The sequence below is a fragment of the Sorangium sp. So ce296 genome, assembly GCF_051529605.1.
GTDB classification, from domain to species: domain Bacteria; phylum Myxococcota_A; class Polyangia; order Polyangiales; family Polyangiaceae; genus Sorangium; species Sorangium cellulosum_D.
The window spans coordinates 8,507,427-8,532,155 of record NZ_CP150325.1; the positions used below are offsets into that span (position 1 = coordinate 8,507,427).

Annotated in this window: 18 protein-coding genes; 7 read left to right on the forward strand and 11 right to left on the reverse strand. The window is 69.0% G+C overall.

Annotation, left to right across the window (positions count from 1 at the left end; translation table 11 throughout):
• Positions 1–13: 13 nt before the first annotated feature.
• The 6 genes from WME98_RS31390 to WME98_RS31415 form a co-directional block, all read right to left on the reverse strand.
• Positions 14–328 (reverse strand): GIY-YIG nuclease family protein, encoded by a 315-nt coding sequence (locus tag WME98_RS31390; protein ID WP_437945388.1) that lies wholly within the window; start codon positions 326–328, stop codon positions 14–16.
• Positions 325–2,661 (reverse strand): tetratricopeptide repeat protein, encoded by a 2,337-nt coding sequence (locus WME98_RS31395; protein WP_437945389.1) that lies wholly within the window; start codon positions 2,659–2,661, stop codon positions 325–327. The genes WME98_RS31390 and WME98_RS31395 overlap by 4 nt, the downstream gene beginning before the upstream one ends.
• An 11-nt stretch (positions 2,662–2,672) precedes the next feature.
• A complete protein-coding gene (locus WME98_RS31400; RefSeq protein WP_437945390.1) occupies positions 2,673–3,521 on the reverse strand; it encodes an SDR family oxidoreductase in 849 nt (282 codons plus the stop codon).
• 142 nt (positions 3,522–3,663) lie between these two features.
• Entirely contained in the window at positions 3,664–6,177 is a 2,514-nt protein-coding gene (locus WME98_RS31405; protein ID WP_437945391.1) for a TIM-barrel domain-containing protein, read from the reverse strand.
• Positions 6,178–6,533: 356 nt separating this feature from the next.
• Complete coding sequence (locus tag WME98_RS31410) at positions 6,534–7,343, reverse strand: SDR family NAD(P)-dependent oxidoreductase (protein WP_437945392.1); 810 nt, start codon at positions 7,341–7,343, stop codon at positions 6,534–6,536.
• 189 nt (positions 7,344–7,532) lie between these two features.
• Complete coding sequence (locus tag WME98_RS31415) at positions 7,533–7,850, reverse strand: hypothetical protein (protein ID WP_437945393.1); 318 nt, start codon at positions 7,848–7,850, stop codon at positions 7,533–7,535.
• Between the two features lie 338 nt (positions 7,851–8,188).
• Here WME98_RS31415 and WME98_RS31420 point away from each other — a divergent pair, with 338 nt between their 5' ends.
• The 3 genes from WME98_RS31420 to WME98_RS31430 all read left to right on the forward strand — a co-directional run bounded on the left by WME98_RS31420 (position 8,189) and on the right by WME98_RS31430 (position 13,264).
• Positions 8,189–8,656 carry a glycoside hydrolase family 88 protein gene (locus tag WME98_RS31420; RefSeq protein WP_437945394.1) on the forward strand — a complete coding sequence of 156 codons (468 nt, stop codon included), beginning with the start codon at positions 8,189–8,191 and terminating at the stop codon, positions 8,654–8,656.
• 280 nt (positions 8,657–8,936) lie between these two features.
• Positions 8,937–11,273 carry a DUF2169 domain-containing protein gene (locus WME98_RS31425; protein WP_437945395.1) on the forward strand — a complete coding sequence of 779 codons (2,337 nt, stop codon included), beginning with the start codon at positions 8,937–8,939 and terminating at the stop codon, positions 11,271–11,273.
• A gap of 641 nt (positions 11,274–11,914) precedes the next feature.
• Entirely contained in the window at positions 11,915–13,264 is a 1,350-nt protein-coding gene (locus WME98_RS31430; protein WP_437945396.1) for an IS701 family transposase, read from the forward strand.
• 92 nt (positions 13,265–13,356) lie between these two features.
• On the opposite strand, the gene WME98_RS31435 is transcribed toward WME98_RS31430, so the two are convergent.
• The 5 genes from WME98_RS31435 to tssI form a co-directional block, all read right to left on the reverse strand.
• Complete coding sequence (locus WME98_RS31435) at positions 13,357–15,276, reverse strand: alkaline phosphatase D family protein (protein WP_437945397.1); 1,920 nt, start codon at positions 15,274–15,276, stop codon at positions 13,357–13,359.
• Between the two features lie 228 nt (positions 15,277–15,504).
• Complete coding sequence (locus tag WME98_RS31440) at positions 15,505–16,419, reverse strand: DUF4123 domain-containing protein (RefSeq protein ID WP_437945398.1); 915 nt, start codon at positions 16,417–16,419, stop codon at positions 15,505–15,507.
• Positions 16,412–16,792: a PAAR domain-containing protein gene (locus WME98_RS31445; RefSeq protein ID WP_437336478.1), complete on the reverse strand. Its 381-nt coding sequence runs from the start codon at positions 16,790–16,792 to the stop codon at positions 16,412–16,414. Before WME98_RS31445 ends, WME98_RS31440 begins: the two co-directional genes overlap by 8 nt.
• A 27-nt stretch (positions 16,793–16,819) precedes the next feature.
• Positions 16,820–17,293 (reverse strand): hypothetical protein, encoded by a 474-nt coding sequence (locus tag WME98_RS31450; protein WP_437945399.1) that lies wholly within the window; start codon positions 17,291–17,293, stop codon positions 16,820–16,822.
• Between the two features lie 23 nt (positions 17,294–17,316).
• A complete protein-coding gene (gene tssI, locus WME98_RS31455) occupies positions 17,317–19,737 on the reverse strand; it encodes a type VI secretion system tip protein TssI/VgrG (protein WP_437945400.1) in 2,421 nt (806 codons plus the stop codon).
• Between the two features lie 342 nt (positions 19,738–20,079).
• On the opposite strand from tssI, the gene WME98_RS31460 reads away from it, so the two are divergent.
• The 4 genes from WME98_RS31460 to WME98_RS31475 are packed head-to-tail and all read left to right on the forward strand — an operon-like array spanning position 20,080 to position 24,609.
• Positions 20,080–21,024 carry an ATP-binding cassette domain-containing protein gene (locus WME98_RS31460; RefSeq protein ID WP_437945401.1) on the forward strand — a complete coding sequence of 315 codons (945 nt, stop codon included), beginning with the start codon at positions 20,080–20,082 and terminating at the stop codon, positions 21,022–21,024.
• The gene (locus WME98_RS31465; RefSeq protein WP_437945402.1) at positions 21,021–22,142 is read left to right on the forward strand and encodes an efflux RND transporter periplasmic adaptor subunit; all 1,122 of its coding nucleotides are present in this window, start codon (positions 21,021–21,023) and stop codon (positions 22,140–22,142) included. Before WME98_RS31460 ends, WME98_RS31465 begins: the two co-directional genes overlap by 4 nt.
• Complete coding sequence (locus WME98_RS31470) at positions 22,139–23,365, forward strand: ABC transporter permease (protein ID WP_437945403.1); 1,227 nt, start codon at positions 22,139–22,141, stop codon at positions 23,363–23,365. The genes WME98_RS31465 and WME98_RS31470 overlap by 4 nt, the downstream gene beginning before the upstream one ends.
• Complete coding sequence (locus tag WME98_RS31475; RefSeq protein WP_437336483.1) at positions 23,362–24,609, forward strand: ABC transporter permease; 1,248 nt, start codon at positions 23,362–23,364, stop codon at positions 24,607–24,609. Before WME98_RS31470 ends, WME98_RS31475 begins: the two co-directional genes overlap by 4 nt.
• Positions 24,610–24,729 lie beyond the last annotated feature (120 nt).

Genomic DNA, 24,729 nt, shown 5'->3' on the forward strand with positions numbered 1-24,729 from the left:
GCCGAAGCGCTCGCTACCTCCGCCCGGCGCGTCCCTCGCGCCCGCCCCGAGAGCCTCCCCTGGCGGCCCCGTCCCCCGCCGGCCCCTTCGCGAGCGCCTCTTTCCCCGCGCGCCCGAGCCTCCGGATGGCCGCCTCCCGCCGCAGCGCCTCGCCCTTGTCGGCCGCGGTCTCCACGTGGACCAGCGCGAGCGGCCCCCGGCCGCGCGTGTACCGCGCCCCGCGCCCGGCCTCGTGCTGGGCCAGCCGCGCCGCAACGTCGCGCGCGATGCCCGTGTACAGCGACCCGTCGCCGCAGCGCAGGATGTACACGTGCCAGGCCGCGGTCACTCCTTCGGCCCCTCGTTGTAGCCGCGCGGCCGGTACTTCGGGTCCACGCCCCCGTGCTTCGCGCCGTTGTCGAGCGTGTCGACCGCGAGGTACGCGAGCCACGTCCCCGGGTGCTCCTCCGCGAGCTGCCGGAGCTCCGCCTCGTGCGCCGCGAGGCGCTGCTCGTCGTGCAGGCACTGCAGCGCGAGCGCGATCAGGCTCAGCTCGTTCGGGCCGAGCTCCATGCCGCGCTGGTAGTGCGGGAAGGCCTCGTCGGCGCGGTGCATGCGGCAGAGCGTGTCGCCCGTGTACACGTGGGCCATCGGCCACGTCGGGGCGAGCTCCACCGCGATCTTGCTCTCGGCGAGCCGGGCCGGGAGGTCGCCGCGGGCGCCCTTCATGACCGAGTAGTTGAGGTGCGCCTTGGCGCTGTTCGGGACGGCCTCCTTCGTCGCCGCCCAGAAGTCGAGATCGTTGCGGTAGTCCATCGCGTGCCGGTAGGCCTGCACGCACTGGAAGCCGAAGAAGAGCGCGAACAGCGCCGGCGTCAGCCACGCCCGCCACGACCAGCGCCTGCGCGGCGCGAGGGTCGAGCCCGCGAGCGCCTCGTGCAGCCACGAGAACGCGACCGCGAGGACCAGCGACGAGCCGATGGCCGGGAAGTACCAGAAGCGCTCGGCGCGCACCGTCGGCAGGACGACCGGGATGTTCGAGTGCGGGAAGTAGCTGACCACGACCCAGGTCAGCCCGATCGCCAGGAGGCACAGCCCCGCGTAGCCGCGGCGCAGCGGCACCCATACGCTCCGGTCCGCGGTCGCGGGGCAGGGCAGGGGGCGCCCGCCCTCGACGAGCAACCCGAGGCCGAGGAGCAGCGCGGGCAGGAACGGCAGCGGCCAGAGCACGAGCGGCAGCGCCCGGAGCGGCGCCACGCGCCCCGCCGGGCGGAGCACGTGCCAGTCGTACGCGGCGAGCGCGGCCGCCGCGCCCGCCAGCAGGGCCCCGGCGAGGAGCAGCGACCACCGCCGCGACGTCGCCGGGCCGCCGTCGACAAGGAAGGCGGCGCGCACCGAGCGCCGCTCGCGCCGCTCGAGGTGCTCGCGGCGGAGCGCCACGATCCAGAGGGCGAGCGAGCCGAGCGGGGGCAGCGCCATCATCGCGGCGCCGGCGACGCTGCCGAAGAAGACCAGCCGGTCGGGCGCCGGCTCCTGCGGGTACGAGTAGTCGCCGCTGAGCGTCCACGGGAACACGACCTGGGTGAGGCCGCGCCAGTAGACGCGCAGCGCGCCGGCGATCCGGTGCGGGGTGTCCGCGGTGCTGAGCGGGTTGTTGAGCGGATCGCGCGGCAGCGGCGCCTGGTGGAACCAGACGAGCAGGTCGTGCAGCGCGCGCTTCGCGAGCGGCGTCCCCTCCGGGAGCGGCGTCGCGAGCTCGGCCGGCATGGGCGCCGGGAACCAGCGCCGCCGGAGCTCGACGTACAGCACGAACGCCGCGCCCGCGGCGAGCAGCGCGAGGAGCGACCGGACGAGCCGCGCCGGCCGCGTCGGGTGCGTGAGCGGCGCCGCGATCAGGGCGGCGAACGGGATCAGCGGCACGCAGACGAGCGCGCTCTCCTTGGAGAAGAGGCCGAAGAGCACGGCCGCGAACACGCCGAACGGCATCGCCCACGCGGGCAGCGCCAGGGCGGCGAGGGCGGCGATCGCGCCGAGGCCCCCGAGCACGTCGGCGATGCCCACGATGCCGCTCACCGCCTCGGTGAGCACCGCGCAGCCGACGAAGATGAGCCCGGCGAGGTAGGCGAGCCCGCGCCTGCGCGTGAGCCAGAACGTGACGCACGTGAGCAGCGCGGCGTTCGCCGCGTGGAAGAGGACGTTGTAAAAGTGGTGGAAGAACGGCTGCTTGGTGACGGCCCAGACGGTGCGCCAGAGGAAGTTCGGCAGCGGGCGGTAGGAGCCGACGCTCCGGTCGGGCGGCAGGCCCCAGAAATCGCGGTGGATCGCGTCGATGAAGCGGAGCCCGCCCTTCGCGTTCACGTACGGGTTGGCGAGGAGCGCCTCCTGCTCGTCGAAGATGTAGTTCGTCGACGGAGCGCGCGTGAAGAGGATGACCGCGATCACGGCGAGCGGCGCGACCGCGGACAGGAAGGTCGGGTCGAGCGCGAGGAAGTAGTCGCGCACGCGCCGGGCGACGCGCCCGAGCAGGGTGGTCGGCTCGGCGGGCGGCTGCGCGGACGACGGCGGCGCGGAGGAGGGGGGCGCGGACGGCGGCCCGAACGGCGGCGCCAGGGCGTCGGAGAGCGCGCCGGAGGTGGGCTCCGGTGCGGCCTGGCCGGCGGCGGACGGGGGCGGGTAGGTCACGCCGCGCCCCTTCAGCCTTTGCCGTCCGGCGGAGCGCCCGGCGCGCCCCCCGGCTCGGGGATGGACCAGATGTCGCCCCAGAGCGGCTGCCCGCCGTCGATCCCGTAGACCGCGCCGGTGATGAAGTCGTTCTGGTCGCTCGCGAGGAAGACGATGAGCCTCGAGACCTCCTCCGGGGTGGCGAGGCGCTTGAGCGGGGTGGCGCGCCGCGCGAGCTCGAGGAGCTCGTCGCCGTACTGCGACGTGCCGCTCGAACGGATGTTGCTGCCCGGGGCGACGGCGTTGATGCGGATGCCGTGCGCCGCCCACTCGACGGCGAGCGAGCGGGTGAGGTTCTCGACGCCGGCGCGCGCGGCGCCGGTGTGGGCCATGCCCGGGAAGCCGCGGCTCACCGACGCGGTGACGTTCACGATGCGGCCGCGCCGGGCCGGGAACATCGCCCGCTGCGCGACCTCGCGGGTCATGAAGAAGGTGCCGTTCAGGTTGTTGCGGACGACCGCCTCCCAGCCCTTCGGGGTCATGTCGATGGCCGGGCTCGGGAACTGGCCCCCGGCGTTGTTCACGAGGACGTCGATGCGGCCGAAGCGCCCGAGGACCTGGCCGACGAAGGCGGCGATCTGCTCCGGCTCGCGGATGTCGCAGGGCGCGGCGAGCACGTCGGCCTCGGCGACGCCGTCCCCGGCGAGCGCCTTCGCGGCCGCCTCGAGCTTGTCGGGCTTGCGGCCGCAGATCGCGACCCTGGCGCCGAGGGACGCGAGCTCGCGCGCGCACGCGAGGCCGATCCCGCTGCCCCCGCCCGTGACGAGGGCGACCTGATCGGCGAAGAGTCCTGGGGCGAAGATCGAGCGCGCCTGGGTCACGCCCCGCGTTTACAACGGGTCAGCGGGCGGCGCCACAAGCTGGCGGTCCCGGGGTTCCCCGGCGTTCCCCCGGGGTTCCCCGGCGTTCCAGGCAGAACGGCGGCGCGGCGGGCGGCGCCCCCGAGCGCGCCCCCGCGCGCGCTCACGGCCGGAGCCGGAGCACGTCCCAGCGCACGCGGCGCGCGGGGCCGCCCTTCGCGGTGAGCGTGACGTCCTCGAGCGCGATCTCCGAGCTCTCGGCGAGCTTCGAGGTCGCGCGGAGGCGCTCCACGCCGCCCTCGCTGGTCGCGAGGAAGCACGACGCGCACGCCTCGATGGTGGCCGCGCTCGCCTCCTCGAGGGCGCCCGGGTTGCCCTGCTCCGCCCCGCGCGACGCCTCGAGCGTGGTGCCGTCGGCGAGCGTCAGGCGCGCCCGCCCGCCAGGCGGGAGCGCCACCAGGACGTCGAGCCGGTCGCTCACCTGCTCGAGCGTCACCACCGACGGGTCGGCCGCGGGCGCCAGCGTGTCGATGCTCGGGTCGAGGAGCGGGAGGATCTGCTCCGAGACGAGCAGGAGCGGCAGCTTCTCGAGCGGCGCCGGGATCACCTGCTCGCTGCCGCCCGCGTAGGCCGTGAGATCGTCGAGATCGACATACTGGGCGCCGGGCGGCAGCCACGCCTTCCTCGACGTCTCGCCGCGCCGCACCACCGGCGCCACGTAGAGGGCCGGGCCCAGGTAGTACGCGTCGTCGACCGACCACGCCGCCGGGTCGCGCGGGTGCAGCAGGAACGGGTGCATCGAGAGCGGCTTGCCGCTGTTCGCCGCCTCCTCGGCCAGCGTCATGAAATACGGTAGGAGGCGCGTGTGCAGGCGGGCGTACTTCGCATAGACGTCCTGCGTCTCCTGGTCGTTCCAGAGCTTCCATTTCGTCTTCTTCGTGACCGGATTGGAGCACGCGTCCTGTTCCATCATGATCGGCGACGCGGCGCCGAGCTGGACCCACCGGAGGAAGACCTCCTTGTCGTTGGGAGCGCTGGTGATGCACTTGAATCCGGTCACGTCGCTGCCCCAGTAGGGCACGCCCGACATGGACAGGTTGAGCCCGCCGCGCACCGCCGACGGGAGCCCCTGGGTCTCGTCGAAGGTCGCCTCGGCGTCGCCGCCCCAGACGGCGGGCACGAGCGCCTGGGTCCCGCTGTAGCCCGAGCGCACGAAGAAGAGGTAATCGCCGGGGCGCTCCTCCTCCAGGAGCTCATGCGCCGCGCGCGCCGAGAGGACCGGGAACTCGTTGTGGACCTCGTCGCCGCGGCGGCCGTCGTGGAACACGGCGTCGTGGGCCGTGTACTCGCCGAAATCGTGCATCCAGCCGTCGTAGCCGAGGTCGAGCGTGCGGCGCAGGAGGTCCTTGTACCAGGCCACCGCGTCGGGGTTCGTGAGATCGACCGCGGCCACCGTGAGGAACTGGCCGGAGATGAAGGTGGTGAGCGAGGGCTCGCCGTCTGGGCCCTTCACGAGGAAGCCATGGTCCTTTGCGTAGGTGTAATCGGCCTCGGCGTTCGGCGCGTTCTCGGCGATGTACGGGTTGTTGTAGGCCATGACCTTGTAGCCGGCGGCGTGCAGGTCGCTCGTCCATTGCGCGACCTCGTCTTCGACGCCGAGGTGCGAGAGCGCGGGGAGGAAGTGGAGGGCGTCGTCGATCCCGGTGATCGGGATGTCGCGCTGGCGCATGAGGAGGTATTCGTCGACCCCGTCGATCATCGATCCTCGGTTGACGCGCCGTCGCGGGCCGAACACCCACGGCGCGGGCACGGGGGGGCGCCCGGTGTCCTCGGTGTAATCGGCGATCGCCGCGAGCGGCTCGGATCGCACGTAGATGGTGGCCGCGAACGAGGGCGCGTCGACGGCCATCCGCCACGTGTCGCTCGCCTCGCTGCCGAGGTGGACCTCGCTCCGGAACGTGGTGTCGAGGTAGACGCCGTAGCCCTGGCTCGAGAGGAAGAACGGGACGGGGAAATAGGTCATCGACGGGCCGTTCGGATACGGATTGCCCGGCCCTGCGGGCGCGTCTTCGCCCTGGCCGAGGCCGCCCTCCTCGGCCCACGCGTAGAGCGATTGGCCCCGGTGATCGACGGTCGCGAAGCGCTCGCCGAGGCCGTAGAAGTGCTCGTCCTGGCGGAGCGCGAACGAGAGGCTCGTCTTGTTCGGCGCGCTGGGCTCCGCCTGGCCTTCGGCCTCGCTGGCGTCGAGCGCGAGGCGGACGCGCGGGCCGTCCAGCGACACGTCGAGCGTCAGGGAGAGCCCGTCGCGCGCGAGCTCGAGCGTGGCGCCGTCGCTCCGCTCCGCGCGGACCGTCGCGTGGGCGGCGCGCCGCCAGGGGCCCTCGATGGGCGTGAACTCGTCCCAGCCGGGCAGGAAGCCCGTGCGGTGGACGGCCTCGTCGATCGTGGCCGCGGGGCCGCCGTAGGCGCCGTCTCCGGCCCCCTTCACGGTCTCGAGCACGGTGTTGCCCTCGGCGTCGAGGATGCGCAGCGCGAAGGGCGCGGTGTTGATCTCGACCGCGGCGTCGGGGGACTCGAACCGGAGCAGCCTGTCCTCGGGCCCCGGAGGCGCCGTGGAGCTGCACGCGGGCAGGAGCAGGGCGATGAGGGCGAGCGGCGGAGGGAGCGGCGAACGCATAGGAGATGCCACGATACCAGAGGCCGGCGCGGTCCGACGCACACGCGACGACCCGGAGGCGCGATGAGGCGAGCGCCGCTCCACGACGCCCGGTGTTCGCCCGTATTGCTTGAAGAAAAGGCTTATCGAGCGAGCTCGCTCTCGCTTACCTGTCCTCCGGAAGACGAGGTGATCTCATGAGTTGGATCACATCGATCCTCGAAACCCCGAGCTCTCCCATCGTGCGGTTCACCCCGAGAGCCTGGAGAAGGTAGGGCAGAGCACCGTCACACCGACGTCATGCGCGCTCGGACCGGCGCGAACGGGATCTCGCCGACCTGCGCCTTGTCGACCCGCCGTGGCCGGCGCGCTCCGGATCAGTGCCCCTTGCGCGTCAGCCGGGGCATGACGACGTCCTGGAGCAGCTCGGGGACGGCGCGCTTCAGCCGCCAGAACCAGCGGCCGTCGCGGTGCGGCACGGCGTAGAGGCGGCCGGCGTCGACCGCCTCGACGGCGCGCCGCGCCACGTAGTCGGCCTGGACGCCCTTGCGCCCCATGAGCTTCACGACGGCGTCCCGGGTGGCTTGATCGAACCCGCGCCCGCTCTCGACGATCTTCGTCAGGAAGAAGGTCGGGCAGAGGACCGTCACGCCGGCGCCGTACGGGGCGAGCTCGAGCCGCAGCGTCTCGGAGAGGGCGACGACCCCGGCCTTGGTCACGCAGTACGAGGCGGCGCCTGGCACGGAGAGGAAGCCGGCGGCGGAGGCGACGTTCAGGAAGTGCCCGCTCCTCTGCTCCTTGAAGCGCGGCGCGAACGCGTGGCAGCCGTGGATGACGCCCCAGAGGTTGACGCCCATGACCCACGCCCAGTCCTCGAGGGGGGTCTCGCCGACCTGCCCGCCCGCGGACACGCCCGCGTTGTTCACGACGAGATCGACGCCGCCGAGGGCGCGATCGGCCTCGCCCACGAGCGCGGCGACATCGTCGCTGCGGCTCACGTCGCAGTGGACCACGTGCGCCTCGCCGCCGGCGCTGGCGACGAGGCGCGCCGTTTCCCGGGAGCCTTCCTCGTTGAGGTCGGCGAGGAGCAGCTTCGCCTGACGGCCCGCGAGCTCGACGGCGAGCGCGCGGCCGAGGCCCGAGGCCGCGCCGGTGATGACGGCGCGGGGGTGCTTGGGGAGGGGCATGGCGCAGGCGCATACCACGGAGGCTCTCCCACGCGCGAGCTTCCGGCGCGCGCCGCGAGCGGGCGCCCGCCACGGCTCGTCTCCCGCGCTTCGACGATTCGACGACAAAACAAGGCGCCAAGATCGCTCGAGGAAGACCGTGCTCCCCGAGCGTCCTTGGCGCCTCGTCGATTCGACCGCTGGATCGCGTCAGGCGCTGCCGCGCGCGCCGCCCTGGCCCGAGCGCCCGCCGCCCAGCCGCTGGCCGAGCAGGTGCTTCGCGCGCTCCGCGAGCCGCAGCTCCTCCTGCCGCACCTCGCTGAAGAAGGAGGCGAGCTCCTGATCACCCTGCTTCTGCGCGTCCTGAACGTACTTCGAATAGGTCTCCGCGCCCTGGAGAGCATGGTAGAGCACGCTGACCAGGTTGTAGTCCTTGTCGGGAACAACGCTGCTCTCGGTGCGGCCTTCCTGGATGCCCGAGCCCTGCTGTCCCTGCGCGCCGACTCCCTGCTTCTGCTCGTTCGCCATTCCAACCTCCTCGATTCCCCCCAGCGCGGCCGGGGCGATGCAATCGGGAGGCCGCCCAGCGGAAAGCGTGCAGCAGCGAGGATTCGCGGCTGCCGGCGCGATCGCGCGACGATGCGCGTCGCGTTCCGCCACAGCAGGCGGACGCTCGCGCAGGATTGCACCACTCGGCGATCGCGCCCCTCCCGCTCAGGCCGCTGCGGGCGCGCTCGACGCAGCCTGCGCGGGTGCGCGGCGACAGGTTCTGCTCAGCTCGCTCGATGTGCTCGCTGCGCGGATCGCGCGGGGATGCGGGGGCTCCTCGACGGCGCCCCTGGGGCACCGCTGCCGCGGCGACCGGCGTGTCGCTGCGGTTCGAGCGCACGCTCTGGATCGACTCGCTGTTCATGTTCAGCAACGTGCTCATCCGCGCCGGCGAGCGCGACGAGGTCGTGGCGGCGTCGCTCGAGCGGCAGGTCGCCTCGATCCTGGACGCGCAGGATCCGGAGACCGGCCTGTGGTGGACGAGCATGAACCGGCCCGGCGAGATCTACGTGGAGACGAGCGCCACGGCCCTGTTCGCCGCCGGGCTCCCGTGCGGCTTCCGCCAGGGCATCCCTGATGTCTCGGGGCGCCCCGCGATCGGGGCGCGCCATGGCAGGCGTGCGCTCGCGCATCGAGGAGGACGCGGCGGGCGGCCGGTCGTCCCCGGCATCGCCGGCCCCACGACGGCCGGCCGGCTCGACGACCACGCCGAGGTCGAGCTCGGCGACATCTCGTACGGCGTCGGGGCCGTCGTGCTGGCGCCGGTCGAGACGTCGGGGCTGTAGCGGTGATCTCGCGGTCCGCTCACGATCCACCGAAGCGCCGCTGGTGTCCTCCGGCGTGACCCGAAGGGTGCTGAGACATCAGCTGCCCGAATTTCATCATCGAAGCAGTCCAGCGTGAGGTGCGTGGCGATGCACCGCGGTAGACGCAAGTCGGGTAGATGGACAGGGCGCAGTGGCGAGATTCGCGCGATGGTGAGCGCGTGGCCGGCGCCGGCGCGGCGCGCGGAGAATGGGCGCGCGGTCCTGCGGCTGTGGCAGTATGATGCTTTCTGGACCGCGCATGGACGTCGTTGCCCTCGGGCCCCTCTGCACCGCCTCGCTCCTCTGGCGCCGCTCTCGCGGCGACTGGGCGCAGACCGTCATCTGCAAGTCCACGTTCAGCCTGCTCCCGGATGTCTCTCCGCTCGCGGGCGAGCAGGAGCGCCCGAACGACAACGACAAGCACTGGGACGGCGATCCTGCACGTAGCCTCCATTCGCCGAGCGATCTCGTCCCGTTCAAGCCTCGTGCCGACGTGCTCCTCGTCGGCAGCGCGTTCGCGCCGCGCAAGGAGCCGGTCCACGCGCTCGTCGCGCGGCTCGCCATCGGGAGCGTTGACAAGTCGATCGAGATCTACTGCGACCGTGTCTGGACAGCGGAAGGCAAGCTCCACGAGGGCCCGCGGTTCAGCTCGATGCCTCTGCGCTACGAGCGCGCTGCAGGCGGCCCGGAGACGTGGAACCCGGTGGGCATGGGTCATCCTGGACGTCTCGACGCCCAGGGTTTGGGGCGGATCCCGAACCTCCAGCCGCGTGGCTTCCGGCTCGGGGATCGGAGCACGCGGATCCCGCCGGTAGGTTTCGGGCCCATCGCGCCGAGCTGGCCTGAGCGCGCGAGGAAGCTCGTCAACCGCACGGCCTGGTCAGAGAGGGACTGGCACCGGCGGCCGATGCCGGAGGATCTCGACACCAGCTGGTTCAATGCGGCTCCCGCAGACCAGCAGATCCAGGTGCTCCGCGGCGACGAGCGCCTTGTCCTCGAGAACCTGCACCGCGAGCATGCGCGGCTCGAGACCGCGCTGGCTGGCCTCCGCGCGCGCGCCTGCGTGGAGCCCGGCGATGGAAGCGAGGCGCGCGAGATCCAGATGGTCTGCGACTCGCTCTGGATCGACACGGATCGCGCGGTCTACACGCTGACCTGGCGCGGCGTCGTCCCGCTGCAACATCCCGAGCAGCCCGGGAGGGTCCTCGTTGCGACCGTGGAACGCGGGCGTTCGGTCGAATGGGCGGATCTCAAGCGCTATGTGCCCGACGTGATCAAGGACGGCACCGGGACGGTCGATCTGCGGGACGAGTGGGCCAACCAGCGGCTGGATTCGAGGCCGCAAAGCATGGCTGCGCGGAGCACCGGGCAATCGCCGTTGCCCTTCGCGCGGCCGCCGGCCCCCTCGCAGCACGAGGCGACGCCGCTGCTCCCGCCACCTCCGGTTCCGCCGCCAGGGATGGTGTCGTTGGGCAACGCCGGCCTGGAGGCCTCGGCGCCACGGCTCTCGTGGGGCGAGGCCGCGGTGCTCGGCAAAGCCGTAGCTGCACCACTCGTGGCGAGCGCGCAGCCGGCGGCGCCGGATCTCGGGCCGCTGGAGCCTGTGCTGCCAGCGGCTCCGAAGCCGAAGCCGAAGATAGGCGCCTGGGTGCCTCCGGGGAGCGCGCCGGAGAACGGCTCTGAAGCGGCTGCCCGCAGGGGGGGCGGTGCCTCGAAGAGGGAGGCTGCGGGAGGGGAGGGCCGTGCGGCTGTAGCGATCCCAGCGCCTGCGCCCTCGCGCCCGGAGGCGTCCTCGCAGGGGGCGGACGTCATCGAGCTGCTCTGGTTCGATCCCGAGCAGGTCGCGCGGATCCGCAAGCACCCAGCCTGGAAGAAGCTCATCGCCGACGTCAAGGCGCGCGCCCGCGACGAGGAGGTCAACGACGCGGAGCCACGCGAGAAGCGGCAGGAGGCGAAGGACCGCCGCGACGTGCTCACCGTCCTCCGAGGTGGCGATCCGGCCGGCGTGGCAGGCCTCGCCGAGGAGCTCGCGGCGGCGATGGAGGATGGCACCTTCGCGCCGCCGCTCGTGCTTGTGGATGGCGCGCTCGAGTTCCCCTTCGACGAGAAGCAGACGTTGGAGGCGACGATGGCGCTCGTCGCGCCCTTCACCGCGGGGGACAAGCGGCTGAAGGAGCAGAGCGACACGATCGGCGAGCTGCTCAAGTCTCCGTGGCTGGAGAAGGGGAGCGCCGGGCTCGAGGGGTACACAACGCGGCTGCGGGAGGCGTTCGTGCAGACCGCGCGGGGGTTGCCGCCGGGATACCTGGAGGCGCATACCGAGCGGCTGCTCCTGGAGCAGCGGCACTACCAGAAGCGGACGGTGCTGGGGCAGGCGTGGATCCGGGCGCTGCTCACGCCTGGCGGTGGGGGCGGAGGGGACGCGATTCCGACGTACCTGCCCGAGCGGCTCGCGAAGGAGCTGCCGATGTTCCAGCGGTTCAGGGCGCGGGCGGTGGTGGAGGTGAGGCTGCAGCTTGATCAGTTCGAGGTGCACCCGAGCGCGCTGCGGGCGGTGGCGCTTGGGCGGGTCGTCGGTAGGCCGGGGCGAAGGTGACGCTCTCGGTACGGCATTGGAGCAGCGTCAGGTCTCTGTTTATGTTGGAATGCGAGCAGCCTGGCTCGATCGTGTTTGAGCAGAAACCGCGCACATACGTCCGAAGCGAACCTCCATAGCTTCGTGGTGAGATAGAACTGCATAACAAGACACCGAGTGCACTGACGGCGGTACCAATCGAGGCGAGACGAAGTCGCGATGGCTCGCCAGAGGTGGGGCGGGGCGGAAAAAACGAGCACGGATCGATCCATGTGCGTCGAAGCACGTGCAATTTGTACTATATGAAGCCTGGAACACTTTAGAGCTGCTTATGCTAGACTCGACTTGGGCACTTTTCTCGTGGTGGCCGCGGTCCTCGCGCTGCAAGCGCCGCACCGGCGCGGCAACGCGAAAGGGGATCAATTCTGGCGCACGCGGCGCTCGCGAGCAGGGCCACGATGCACGGAGGCGGCTCTGGCCGGATGCTGCCGTGCGTGGTGGGCGGTAGCGTCAGCTACGCCGCACTTGGACGCTGCCCCTTGCGCCCACGCAGCGGCGATTTCCTTGTAAAAACAATCAATTGTACGCCGACAAAGACTTCCGGCACGGTCGCGCTTTGGCGAAGGAGGAGTTGCCACACACCAGCCCCACCAGAGGTTCCCGTGCCGGACGTCGTGATCGTTCCCAGCTTCCTCGCGCTGCTGCAAGTGCTCGAGCCGCACTTCACCGCACCTACCTTCCACACTTTCCTGACGATGGCGTGCGGCTGGGTGCTGGCGCTCGGCCGCCATACGGTCACCTCCGCGGTGCGTGCTGCCAACGCCATGGGCTGGAAGCACATCCGCAGCTTCCATCGCTTCTTTTCCAAGTCCATCTGGGAGCGCGACGCGCTGGGGCTGACCTTGGTGCGCGCGGTCGATGCGCTGGTCGAGCGCGACCAGCCGCTTGTGGCCGCGGTCGACGACACGCTCGGTCGTCACACGGGCAAGAAGATCGCCGCTGCGTCGATGCATCGCGACCCGCTGCTGTCGACCGCCACGCGCGTGGCGTTCCATTGGGGGCACGTTTGGGTGGTGCTGGGCATCATCGTGCAGCTGTTCCACAAGACGTGGTGCTTGCCGGTGCTGTTCCGGCTCTACCGCAGCGAGAAGCTGTGCCAGCAGCAGGGGCGCGCGCATCGCCGCACCACCGAGCTTGCGGCTGAGCTCATCGCACTGCTGGCCGAGCAGCTGCCGCACCGGCGCCTGCTCGTCGTCGGAGATGCGGCCTACACCAATCGCTCGGTCGTCCGGGCTCGCCCCAGCAACGTCACCTTCGTCGGCCGCGCGCGACTCGACGCGGCCCTCTACGCACCGGCGCCTGCCCGCCGCGGCGGCCAGATGGGGCGGCCGAGAGTGCGAGGCATGAGGCTGCCATCACCGGCCGCCCAGGCCGACGCAGCCAAGGCGCGCTGGCAGCGGGTCGAGGTCAGCGCCTACCACCGGGTCGTCACCGTCAAGGTCATGACCCTCGACGCGCTCTGGTACGCCGTGGCCCACTCCAAGCCGGTGCGCCTTGTGGTGGTGCGCGGCTTTCCGGGCCACGCCAAGGACGACGTGCTGCTCAGCACCGACCCGACCATGGCCCCCAAGAACATCATCGAGCACTACGCCACGCGCTGGTCGCTCGAGACCACCTTCCAGGAGACCAAGGGCAAGCTCGGCCTTGAGCAGCCGCGCTCCAGGACCGAGCGCGCCGTCGAGCGAACCGCCCCGTTCACCTTGCTCCTCTACACGCTCGTGGTGCTCTGGTACGCCCGAAGCGGCTGCGCGCTCCGCTCGGCGCAACCGACCAAAGCGCCCTGGTACTCGCCGAAGAGCTCGCCCTCCAAGACCTTGCCTGCCTTCTCCGACATGCTCGCGACACTGCGGCGTGCCTCGTGGGCTGAGCGACTTTTTGAGCCCGACGCAAACGCTCCGACGTTGAAGAAACGTCTGGCGCCGCTGCTGGCGTGCTTGGACACTGCTGCCTGACTTCGGGCAGCTGTGCCCAAGTCGAGGCTAGAGCCGCCAGTGGCCAGCTTCGAGGAGAGTTGCGATATTTGAAATGTGGCCTGGATAGCTTGTTACAGGGGTGGAAGTTCTTCTTTGAATTTCATATTATATCTCCGTTTCTCGCCATATAACTGACGATGTCTTCGAAAGAAGCGGATCTCGAGCGTGGAGTTATCTCTATTTAGAAGATCTGGGACGGCGCGGATGATGACGTAATTGTCCTCCGGTGTTGAAAAATTCCAGTGATTGCTCCATAGTTTCTCAAAGCTGCGGATGTGTCTCCTCCGTTTGCGGTCCCTTATGCTCTGGCCTCCGGGACCCATCAGCACCTCGCACACATTGGGGTACTGGCCCGAATCCAGGCCGAGCCCTCCGACGGACCCATAGTGAAGATCGCCTGAAAGCCAACAGACTCCGCCAACGCACTGCGCTGCTGAAAGGATCCGCTCACGCTGGCGCCGAAGCCAAGGTGCATCCCACCGGTAATCACCGCCCTTTGCGGACTTCTCAGGTGTTCTCGCCTGCTTCCTAAGCAGACTTGTCTGCTTCCGCAGCAGTTTCGCTTGCTGCTGTAACAGCTTCATATCCTGCGACGACAGCTGCTGCTTCAGCTGTTTGCGAAGGCGCCGATGCTCTATGCCCAGCAAATGCAGCAGTTGTCGCTCTCGCTTCGGTAGAAGCTTCTTTTTTAAGAGAAATTCTTTCTTTTTCTTGATCGGAACCATCAGGTGTCTGATTATGCGTTTAAGATATTGTGGTGCTGGCTTCTTCTGTTTTAGTGCCCTTTGGAGAGATTTTCCCTGATTCAGTACCGTTTTTAGAAGTTTTCCCTGCCGCAGGTTTGGAAATATTCCTATTGGTGATGAGTTGAGAATGAACTTGAAGACGGCTGGTGAGTTGTGGAGTCCGTTGATTAGCCATTTCATCTGTTTTCTTGAGATGTATCTGCCTTTTGTTATCTTGTTGTTGTCGCTTCTTCTTATGACCCGCCGCTCGGAGCGACAGTCGAGGATGAAGAGTTCCAGCGTATTTCCCCAGCGAAAGCTCCCCCATATCTTCTTGTTGTCCCGGCTTCTTGCTGGTGACTGATTGCCGCCTGTGAGACACTTGCAGGACGGTCGATGTGTATATGTTTGATGATTGTTGTTTTCTTGTTTGTTGCGAATTGGCTGGTGTTGAAAGAAGGATCTCTTTCCGGCGTTAGTGATCGACCTATTGGCCGATTCGATGTTAATTGCTCGTTTTTCTGCGATATTTTTGATCTTTCTAGGAAATTTTTGCTTTCCTTGCCAGTCGTCGATTACCTCGTGGTCATCCCACGTGGTGTATATTCCGAACGCTCTGTGTAACGCATTGAGTCCCTTTGGGGATGACCTGCTCTTTGGTCCACTGTTGTCGGAGAATGCCTTCTCATACCTGTCCTGGTAATCAGCGATGTCGACCGGCGGGGGCTCAGTTCGGGCGTCGCAGTAGAGTTGATCGCCAGCGTGAACGAAGAAGCTGATATTCAACTCGTCGCGCTTCTGGCACGCGGCTTTCAGATTCCGGTTCGTGTTCCGGACATGCGGCATAACTTGACTCGTGCACGATGTGCCGCCGAACGTCACCGGCTCCAGTTGGGCCTGATTGGGAGAATATTCAATTGCGGTGCGGAAGTGACCGATGGGGCTGGGAACCGTGCGCCCGCTGCCGTGGTGCTCGAAGAATTGGTATTCGTACTCTGTTCCTGATTTGAGTCCGCTTACTTCGACATGGAAAAATTTGCTTTTAGGATTTAGTTTGTCTTCCTCAGGCCTTGGGGGGAACTTTATCGTCGGTTTGTTTACGGGCTCTTGCCAGGGATTCTGCTGTGCGTCTCTGCATATGGGCCACAGGCGCACCTCCAGTTTCGCGGCGCCTCTGTGCTTTGTCCACAGTACTACGCTGTCGGGCTCTGCGTCTCCAGCCATGACGCCGGCCGGGAACGCCCCGTTGGAAGCATCTGAGCGCATCGTGCTCCCCGGCGCAGAGCTTTGGGTCGGTATACCATGAGGGCCTAGAGGTAGCTGAAGGGTCGCGCACGGAGCGTTAGTCTTCGGATTTCCCAGTGCGCTCAATGTTTTTTTGCTGCTTGTCATCGCTGAGTTGTGCTTGTCTGCACCGCGTCGGTGTTGGTTGTAGGATTGTTAGATCGGTGGTACGAGAGATCGCTGTCTGCATACCTGCACGCTGGAGTAGTGCTACGAACCCTTGGGCTTCGCTTGGTCAGCGAGCAATGGGGCTCGACTGTCGGAGCGCCGCAGACGACACTCAAGCCGCCATAGCTTCCGTCGCTCATCGGCGCCCTCGTGCAGCAGTACTGCGCGCGCCCAGGGTACCCGCACGTCGAATCGCGATCCGAGGACCGAGGTGATCATGAGGTAGCGTTCCACCCCGCGCTCGGACACGATCCCGTATCGGCGCGCGCGCTCGATTTCTTCGCAGATGACCGCTCGATTGCTGCTAGCCTTCAGACGAAGCCGGATCGTCTTTCCCATTCGATCAATGAATCGTTCGATTAGGCTCTGCGAGAACACCGTCATCTGAGCGTCACGGATCGTCACCAACTCCCACGGTGCGTTCGGCTGCATCGTGGGCGCGCCGGCCGGCAGCCACCGTAGCACAGTTCCCTCGCTCCGCCCCTCCATCAGAAACGCAGACACCGGTCCGAAGAAGGCACGCCGCTCCTCCTCCGTCGCGGTGTTGAGAAAGGGCGCGAGTATGCGCGGGTCGTAGAAGCGAAAACAGAGCGCCTGCCTCTCTTCTGTCTGCACCACAAGGAAACGCCGAAGATGCCTGCGCAAATCATCGAAGGGTGAGTCACATGCGACGAGCACACCCCAGCTTTGCCCCCAGCCTTCCCGTAGCAACTCCTCCAATTGTCGCGAGCCTGTCGACATGCGTACGAGGTACGGTGCCACTGCAGCGAACTGCTCACCGCGTCGACCGTTGTAGAGCGATCTAGCCTCGTCGCTGGAAGCGTGCACGAGCTTCAAAACGTGCGGACTCCGCGCGGCGTCGAGAACCGCATAGAGGGGCTCGTGGCGTTGAAGCAAAAGCGCGAGCTCGTCCTTGGACGAAAAGCGCATCGTGCTCCCGCTGGCCTCGTTAACCATCGCGCTCTTCCAGGCGGACGCGGACGATCTTTTCGCAGAATGGGGTACCGGAGCGCGCCGCCTCCCGGAGCACCTCCACCATCGGGTGTGGGCCGATCAGAACCGTGGTGCAGCCGCTCGTGACGTGGCCGCCCTCGGTCGCGTCTCCGAGGCGGGCGGCGGCGCGCTCGCCTATGAGCACGGTGGGCTCGCCGGTGACGATGACGTCGTAGACGCCCCCCTCACACCAGGCTTTATCACCGACGCAGGCGGCGTTTGCTTCGCCGATGAAGACGGTCCGGCTGCCCGGCTCGAGGATCTCGCCCCCCTTGTGAACCACCGGCGCGGTCTTGCGACAGACGTGCTGATCTCCAACGCGGGCTGCGGCCGGCATTAGCGTCTCCTTCGACTGATTCGTTCGTTATGCATCCCCGCCATCGCCATCATCATCATCGTCGTCATCGTCGTCATCATCGTCATCATCGTCGTCATCGTCGTCGTCGTCGTCGTCGTCGTCGTCATCATTATCGTCGATGTCATCGCCGTCCCCGATGGCATAGTAATCTTCCCGCTCCACGTAGAAGTCGAACACCACGCCGCCACGCAACTCCGGGAGCTGACCCGAGTAGATGGTGAGGACCTCTTTGAGCGCGTCTTCGCGCGCCTCATCCGACCAACTCCCCGGCTGCACGATCGCGCCCGTGGCGCTGGGCTCGCCGTTCTCGCCGCGGAAAACACCGTACTCCACGCCTTCCAACGCTCCCGCCCGGAGCGCCACCTTGCAGACCGTATCGCCGCTGCGCTCGAACGCGAGCGTATAGAACTCCCATGCGCCCAGGTCGGGAAGGCGCTCCGCGACCACCCTGTCCTCTTCGTTGTCTTCGCTCTCCCCCATCTCTTCGCCCTTCCGCGTGCAACCTACGCGTAGTTGTTGTCGTAGTACTTGAAGCCTTTTTTCACCATCTCCTGGTCCTCGGCCGGGGCCCCATACGGATACGTGCCGCCCCACACGCCGTTGCCAGGATCACCCCACTCCGGCTTCGCGTCGCCGCGCGCCTTCCGGCGCATCCCCGCGTGCCGGAGCAGCGCCCCCTCGGGGAGTCCCATCGCCTTCCCTATAACGCCGTAGTGGAAATTGCTGAACCCCGCATACCGCTCGCCGAGCCTGCCGTAATCCCACTCGCCCCCCGGCTTGGTCATCTCGGCGAACCACGCGGGAGCATCGCGATCGAAGCGAGCGTGCTCCTCGGCCTTCTCGATCTCCTCCTCCAGATCCACCCCGGGCGGCACCTCCACTGAGATCGGTACCCCATCCTCGCCCCGCAACGGCTTGCCGCCCACCTCCGGGTTGATCCTCACGATCGGCCCGCCCTGGATCACCACATCGCCGCCCTCGGACCTCACGACGAGCTTCGACCCGGACTTCAACGTCAGGTTCACGGTCGCGTTCGCCGTGATGTTCGCGTCCGCCTCCAGCGCGATATCGCTCGCCGCCTTCAGCAGGATCCCAGCCGCCGCCTCCAGCGTGATGTTGGGCCCCTCCAGGGTGATCGTCGCCTCGCCGGTCGTCCACGAGATCCTCCGGTCGACCATCTCGACCCCGGTCGCTCCGGCGCCGCCCGAGATCGCGACCGCATGCCTCACCCCGACATCCGCCTCATCCACATTTCCGATTGTCGCCGTGCGGCTCCCCCCAACGGCGATCGTCTCATTGGCCTTCACCACCTTGCTGCGGTTGTTGCCGATCGTGACCGCCTCATCCACCTTGACCAGCTTCTCGAGGTTCCGCTCGGCCTGCATGTAGACGAGCTCCGCGCCCTTCGCGTCCTCGAACATGATCTCGTTCGAGCCCTCGAGCCCCGGCGAGGAGCTGCTCTTCCAGGTGCTGACCGTCTTGCTCTCGGGCAGCTTGTACGGAACACGCGCCGTGTTGTTGTACACCCGGCCCACCACGATCGGCTGATCCGGGTCGCCCTCGATGAACCCGACCAGCACCTCCTGCCCGACGCGGGGGAGGGCCATCATCCCGTACGCGCCGCCAGCCCAGCCCTGGCTGACGCGGATCCAGCACGAGCTGTGCTCGTCGAAGCGCCCCTCGCGATCCCAGTGGAACTGCACGCGCACGCGGCCGAACTCATCCGTGTGGATCTCTTGCCCCTTGGGCCCGACCACCACTGCGCTCTGCACGCTGTGGATCCGCGGCCTCGGCGCCCGGAGCGGCGGGAGGAAAGGCTGCTCCGGTCCGACGAAGACCGCACGACCAGCGCGCGCCCACTCGCCGTCGTGGGTCCCCTCCATCGACATCTCGACCACGAGCAACCGCTTGTCCGCCGCGAGGTCCGCCCTCGGATGGCCCACCAGCGAGAAGGTCTCGCCCGGCGAAAGGTCGACATTGGTGCGGAACGTGACTGCGCGCCGCGAGATCCGCTCCTGCCCCAGCGCGCGCTCGGCGCGGATCTTCCCGGCACGCTCGTCGTGACGCGCCGCACCCGCGCCATCCGCAACGGGCGTGCTTCCGCCGCGCGCCGCCGTCTCTACCATGAAGGAGCCGGGGAGGTAGTGATACTGCTCGAGCCGAGCCTCCGGCGTCCCGCTCGCCGCTCCCGCGAAGAGCTGGTACTCGGGGCTCCTCCGGAAGTCGAAGTCGCGGATGGTGAAGCGGCCAGGACGCACCTGCTGGTTGAGCCGGACCTCGGTGACGAACGGCGCTCCCGCGGCCGTGCTCGGGTCGTCTATGAACGGCACCGTCCTCCGCTCGCTCGACGCGAGGGCGCGCAAATCGTCCGAGAACACGAGCTGCGGCCCGTCCTTTCGCTCCCTTTGCCCGGCGAAGAGGAAGGTAATGCCAGCCTCCTCGCTCAGTCGGCTCACGAAGTCGAGGTCGCTCTCGCCGTACTGGACGCGGTACTCGAGCTTCGGATGCTGGGTGGCATCGACTCGCCAATCGGCCTCGATGTTCCACTCCGCGAGGATCGCCTTGATGATTTCCTGGACGCTCCGGTGCTGGAAGACGCGATAATTGCGACGCTGCGAGAGCAGCCAGAGCGCGGGCACGATCGTCAGCGCGTACGTTGAGAGGCCGTTCGGCTCGACCCGCAGCAGCTCCATCGAGGCGCAGATCCCGCGAAACAGGCGACCGCCCTCGCCGCCGTCGGCATCCAGAACGCGATCGCGCATCCTGAAGGACGCGCCCTTGCCCACGATTCCTTCAAAATCGAGATCCTCGCTCGGAGAGCAGGCTTCGATCGACACGGAGAACAATGTGGACAGCGCTTCGCGTACGGCGAAGCGACGCACGGAGAGCGAGTCCTCGCCCGATTCGAAGGAGAGCTCGAGCATGTGAGCCGTAATGCTATGCACAAACGCAACCGGGTGGGAGCCCGGAAATCGCGCCATGCGGGCGCGTTCTGATCGCAGTCCCGCGCGGTCCTCCGGCTCCTCCTCCGGCGAAGCAAGGGACGGGGCCTGGCAGGCGTGGCCTCGAGGCGGCCGAGCGTCGCCGCGGTGCGCCACGGTTGCGTCGCTGCTCCCCCTCGCCTACGTCACGGTGCGTCCGCCGGTGCGGCGGCCTGCGAAGGAAGACAACAAGACCGGCACGACGTAGAAGCTCAGGCGTACGCAGGCGGGCTGAGCTGCCGCGACCGCTAGGGACGGTCGCGCCGGCCGCCTCCGAGAACCCCCATGTCTCCACTCGTGAAGCTCGACGCGATCACCAAGGTCTACTGGATGGGCGAGGTGGAGGTGCAGGCGCTCCGCGGTGTCTCCCTGGAGCTCTCCCGGGGCGAGATGGTCGCCATCATGGGCGCCTCGGGGTCGGGCAAATCGACCACGCTGAACGTCATCGGCACGCTCGACCGGCCGACCGCCGGCCGGTACCTCCTCGACGACGAGCCGGTCGAGGAGCTCGACGAGGTCGAGCTCGCGCGGCTCCGCAACCGCAAGATCGGGTTCGTCTTCCAGTCGTTCAACCTCCTGCCGCGCGACAGCGCCCTCGCCAACGTCGAGCTGCCCATGGTCTACGCCGGCGTCCGCCCGGCCGATCGGCGGGAGCGGGCCGCGCGCGCCCTCGCGCGCGTCGGGCTCGCGGACCGGTCGCACCACCTGCCGAACCAGCTGTCCGGCGGCCAGCAGCAGCGCGTGGCCATCGCCCGCGCCATCGTCAACGAGCCGCCGCTCCTCCTCGCGGACGAGCCGACCGGCGCGCTCGACTCCGCCACCACCCAGCAGGTCATGGAGCTCTTCTGCGCCCTGCACGCGCAGGGCATGACGGTCGTCGTCGTCACCCACGACCCCTCGATCGCCGCGTACGCCACCCGGGTCGTCACGTTCCGGGACGGCGCCATCGTCGAGGACACCGGCCCCCGCGGCCGGCGCGTGGACGTCCCGGCGTCGTCGGTTCCTGGACCGGCGTCGTCGGTTCCTGGACCGGCGTCGTCGGTTCCTGGACCGGGGTCATCGGTTCCTGGACCGGGGTCATCGGTTCCTGGACCGGGGTCATCGGTTCCTGGACCGGCGTCATCGGTTCCTGGACCGGGGTCATCGGTTCCTGGACCGGGGTCATCGGTTCCTGGACCGGCATCGTCGCCTCCCGGACGTTCGTCGACGCCTCCTGGAGGCTCCTCGTGAGCGCCCGGCGGCGGCGGCGCCTCTGGCCGTGGCTCATCGCCGCCCTGGCGCTCGCCGGGATCGGCGCCGTCGTCGTCGCCAAGGCCAGCGGCGGCCCCCCGCCCATCGACCCCGCGCTCGTCGTGACCGCGAAGCGCGGCGACCTCGCCGTCGAGATCCTCGAGACCGGCCGCATCGAGGCCCGCGAGAAGGTCGAGATCAAATCCAAGGTCGCCGGCCAGGTCGCCGAGGTGCTCGCGGACGAGGGCGCCCGCATCGCCAAGGACCAGCTCCTGCTCGTGCTCGACCCGACCGACAACGCGCGCGAGGTCGCCCGCGCCGAGGCCGAGCTCGCCCGGGCCAGGGCCGCCGCGGCCTTCGCCAAGCGCGTCGTCGAGCGGCGGACCGCCGGCGTCGAGGCCAGCGTCACCCCCTCGGAGGACCTCGACCTCGCCAAGCACGACCTCGCCGAGAAGACCATCGCCGTCCGGCTCGCCGAGGTCGCGCTCAGCGCCGCGCGCGACCAGCTCCGGTACACGAAGATCTACTCGCCCCTCGACGGCACCGTGATCCAGCGCAACATCGAGCCCGGCGAGGTCGTCACCCCGGGGGTGCAGTCGACCTTCGAGGGCAAGGCGCTGCTCACCGTGGCCGACCTCTCGACGCTCGTGGTCAAGGTGGACCTCAACCAGATCGACGTCGCCAAGGTCGCCCCAGGACAGCCGGCGACCCTGACGCTCGACGCCCTGCCCGGCAAGACGTACGCGGCCAAGGTCACAAAGATCGCGCCCGCCTCGGTGAAGCTCGAGGGGCGCGAGGTCGACGTCTTCCCGGTCGAGGCCGAGCTCTCCCAGGTCGACGGCCTCATCAAGCCCGGCATGACCGCCGACGTGCGCATCCGGCTCGACCATCGGCCAGGCGTGGTCTCCCTGCCGATCGAGGCCGTCTCCGCCGACGGCGGCAAGCAGCTCGTCACGCGCGTGATCGACGGGCCCGACGGCAAGCCGACCACCGAGCAGGTCGAGGTCGCGCTCGGCGCGCGCAACGACCGCGAGGTCGAGATCCTGAGCGGCGTCCCGGAGGGGGCCCGCGTGCTCATCAACCCGCCCTCCGCGGCCGAGAACGAGACCAAGATGTGAGGTGGGCCGTCTACCTCGCGATCGCCGCCAAGGCGCTCTCGGCGCACAAGCTGCGGTCGATGCTCACCGTCCTCAGCATCACCCTCGGCGCCTTCGCGATCGTGCTCATGACCTCGCTCGCCGAGGGCGGCCTGCTCACGCTGAGCCGCGGCATCGAGCAGCTCGGCGGGGCGCGGCTCATCCTCATCGCGCCGAAGGAGCCGGTGCGCGCCGAGCGCAAGAAGGCGATGTACGTCACCGGCTTCACCCGCAAGGACCGCGACCACCTCGCGCGCGGCATCCCCCACGTCGCCGAGCACACCCTGTACGCCATGCTCGGCTCGCGCGACGTGACCTCCGACGAGGGCGCCGAGGACCGCACCGATCTCGTCGCGGCCGACAGCGGCTTCCTCGACGCCTTCCGGATGCCCGTCGGCCGCGGCCGCGCCTTCTCCGACGAGGAGGACCGCCGCCGCGCCCGCGTCTGCGTCGCCGGCCCCAAGCTCGCCGCGCGGCTCTGGCGCGGCGACCCGATCGGCCGGTGGGTCACGGTCGGGGCCCTGCGCTGCCGCGTCATCGGCGTCCTGGCCGCGAGCGAGCGGATGGGCTTCAACTTCGGCTTCAGCTGGGACGACCTGCTCGTCGCGCCCATCGACACCGCGGCGGACGTCGAGAAGGACGTGCGCTCCTCGGCGCTCCTCGTCCTCAAGACCGACGACGTCCGCAACAACGACCCGGTGAAGCGCATCGTCAACGCGCTCCTCGTCGAGCGCCACCACGGCGTCGACGACTTCACCCTCTACGATTTCAGCAGCATCATGGAGCAGTTCGAGGCGGTGTTCGCGACGATGAAGGCGATCGTCGGCCTCATCGCCGGCGTCGCGCTGCTCATCGGCGGCGTGGGCGTGATGAACATGATGCTCGTCAGCGTCTCCGAGCGCGTGCGCGAGATCGGCATCCGCAAGGCGCTCGGGGCGGCGCCGGGCGACATCAGCGCGCAGTTCCTGTGCGAGGCGGCGCTGCTCTCCGGCGCGGGCGGCCTGCTCGGGGTCGCCGGCGGCGCGCTCGCGGCCGGGCTCGCCTCGTCGATCATCCGCCGCTTCACGCCGGGGTGGGTCGGCGCGATCTCGACGACGGCGGTGATCGCGGCGCTCCTCGTCTCCTCCGGCGTGGGCGTGGCGTTCGGGTGGCTGCCGGCCCGGCGCGCGGGCCGGCTCGACCCCGTGGCGGCGATGCGGCGATGAGGCTCGCCGACCTCCTCCACTCGACGCGCGCGGTCGTGGCCGACCGCACCCGCGCCGCGCTCACGCTGCTCGGCATCATCATCGGCACCGGCTCGATCGTGCTGCTCGCCTCGCTCCTCGCGGGCGGCGAGGAGGCGCTGCTCCGGGCGAGCCAGCAGGCCGTGGAGGCCGACCTCATCCAGGTCCACCCCGCCGAGGTGAGCGTCAAGGACCGGCGGCGCACCCGGCGCGACCTCTCGCGGGACGACGCCCGCGCGCTCGCCGGGTCGCGCGCCCTCGGCGGCGCCTCGGCCCTGAGCGAGTCGGCGCGCCCCACCGAGGCGCGCGCCGGCCGCAAGAAGAAGCGCGTCACGCTCGTCAGCGCGGCGCCGGCGGCGCCCGCGCTCTACGACCTCGAGCTCGCGGCGGGCCGGTTCCTCGGCGAGGCGGATCTCGCGGCGCGGCGGCGCGTGTGCGTCGTCGGCCACGAGGTCTGGGCCGAGCTCTTCGGCGGCCCGCCCGCGCGGGTCGCGCAGGCCGAGCCGGTCCACATGACGGCCGACGGCCACGTGTGGACGGTGGTCGGCGTGCTCGAGGACCGGCCGATCGTCGGCTCCACGGACGACACGAACATCTGGAACCGCAAGGTCCTCGTCCCGGAGACGACCTACGACGCGCTGTATGCGCCGGCGCACACGACCGGCCGCATCTACGTGCGGCAGGATCCGCTCGCGGCCTTCCGGTCGCCGCTCGCCGCGCTCCGCGGCGTCATCGACGCGACGCTCCTGCGCCGCCACCACGGGGTGAAGAACTTCAAGATCGAGGACAAGGACAGCCACGCCCAGGAGACGCTCGTCCTCGACATCATCAAGATGCTGCTGCTCAGCACCGGCGTCGTCGCGCTGATCGTGGGGGGCATCAACATCATGAACATCATGCTGGTGACCGTGACCGAGCGGACGCGGGAGATCGGCATCCGCCGCGCGGTCGGCGCCTCGCCCCGCGCGATCCTGCTGCAGTTCCTGTGCGAGGCGGCGGCGGTCTCGCTGCTCGGGGGCGCGCTCGGCGTGCTCTCGGGCGTGGGCCTGTCGTGGCTCGCCGGCGCGCTGCTCGCGCAGGTGGTCGGCCGCTGGGCCTTCCACGTGGAGCTCTGGTCGATCGCCCTCGGTCTCGGCCTCTCGGCCACGATCGGCGTGGTGTTCGGCTTCTACCCGGCCTACCGCGCCGCGCGCCTCGATCCGATCGAGGCGCTCCGCGCGGAGTAGCGCTCGCCCCCGGTGACGCGTGGGTAGTGGTCAACTTTGCCCAGAGAGAGTCCACATGAAGGCGGGAAGGCGGGAAGAACATTAAGGTTTTCTTCCCGCCTTCCCGCCTTCATGTTCAAA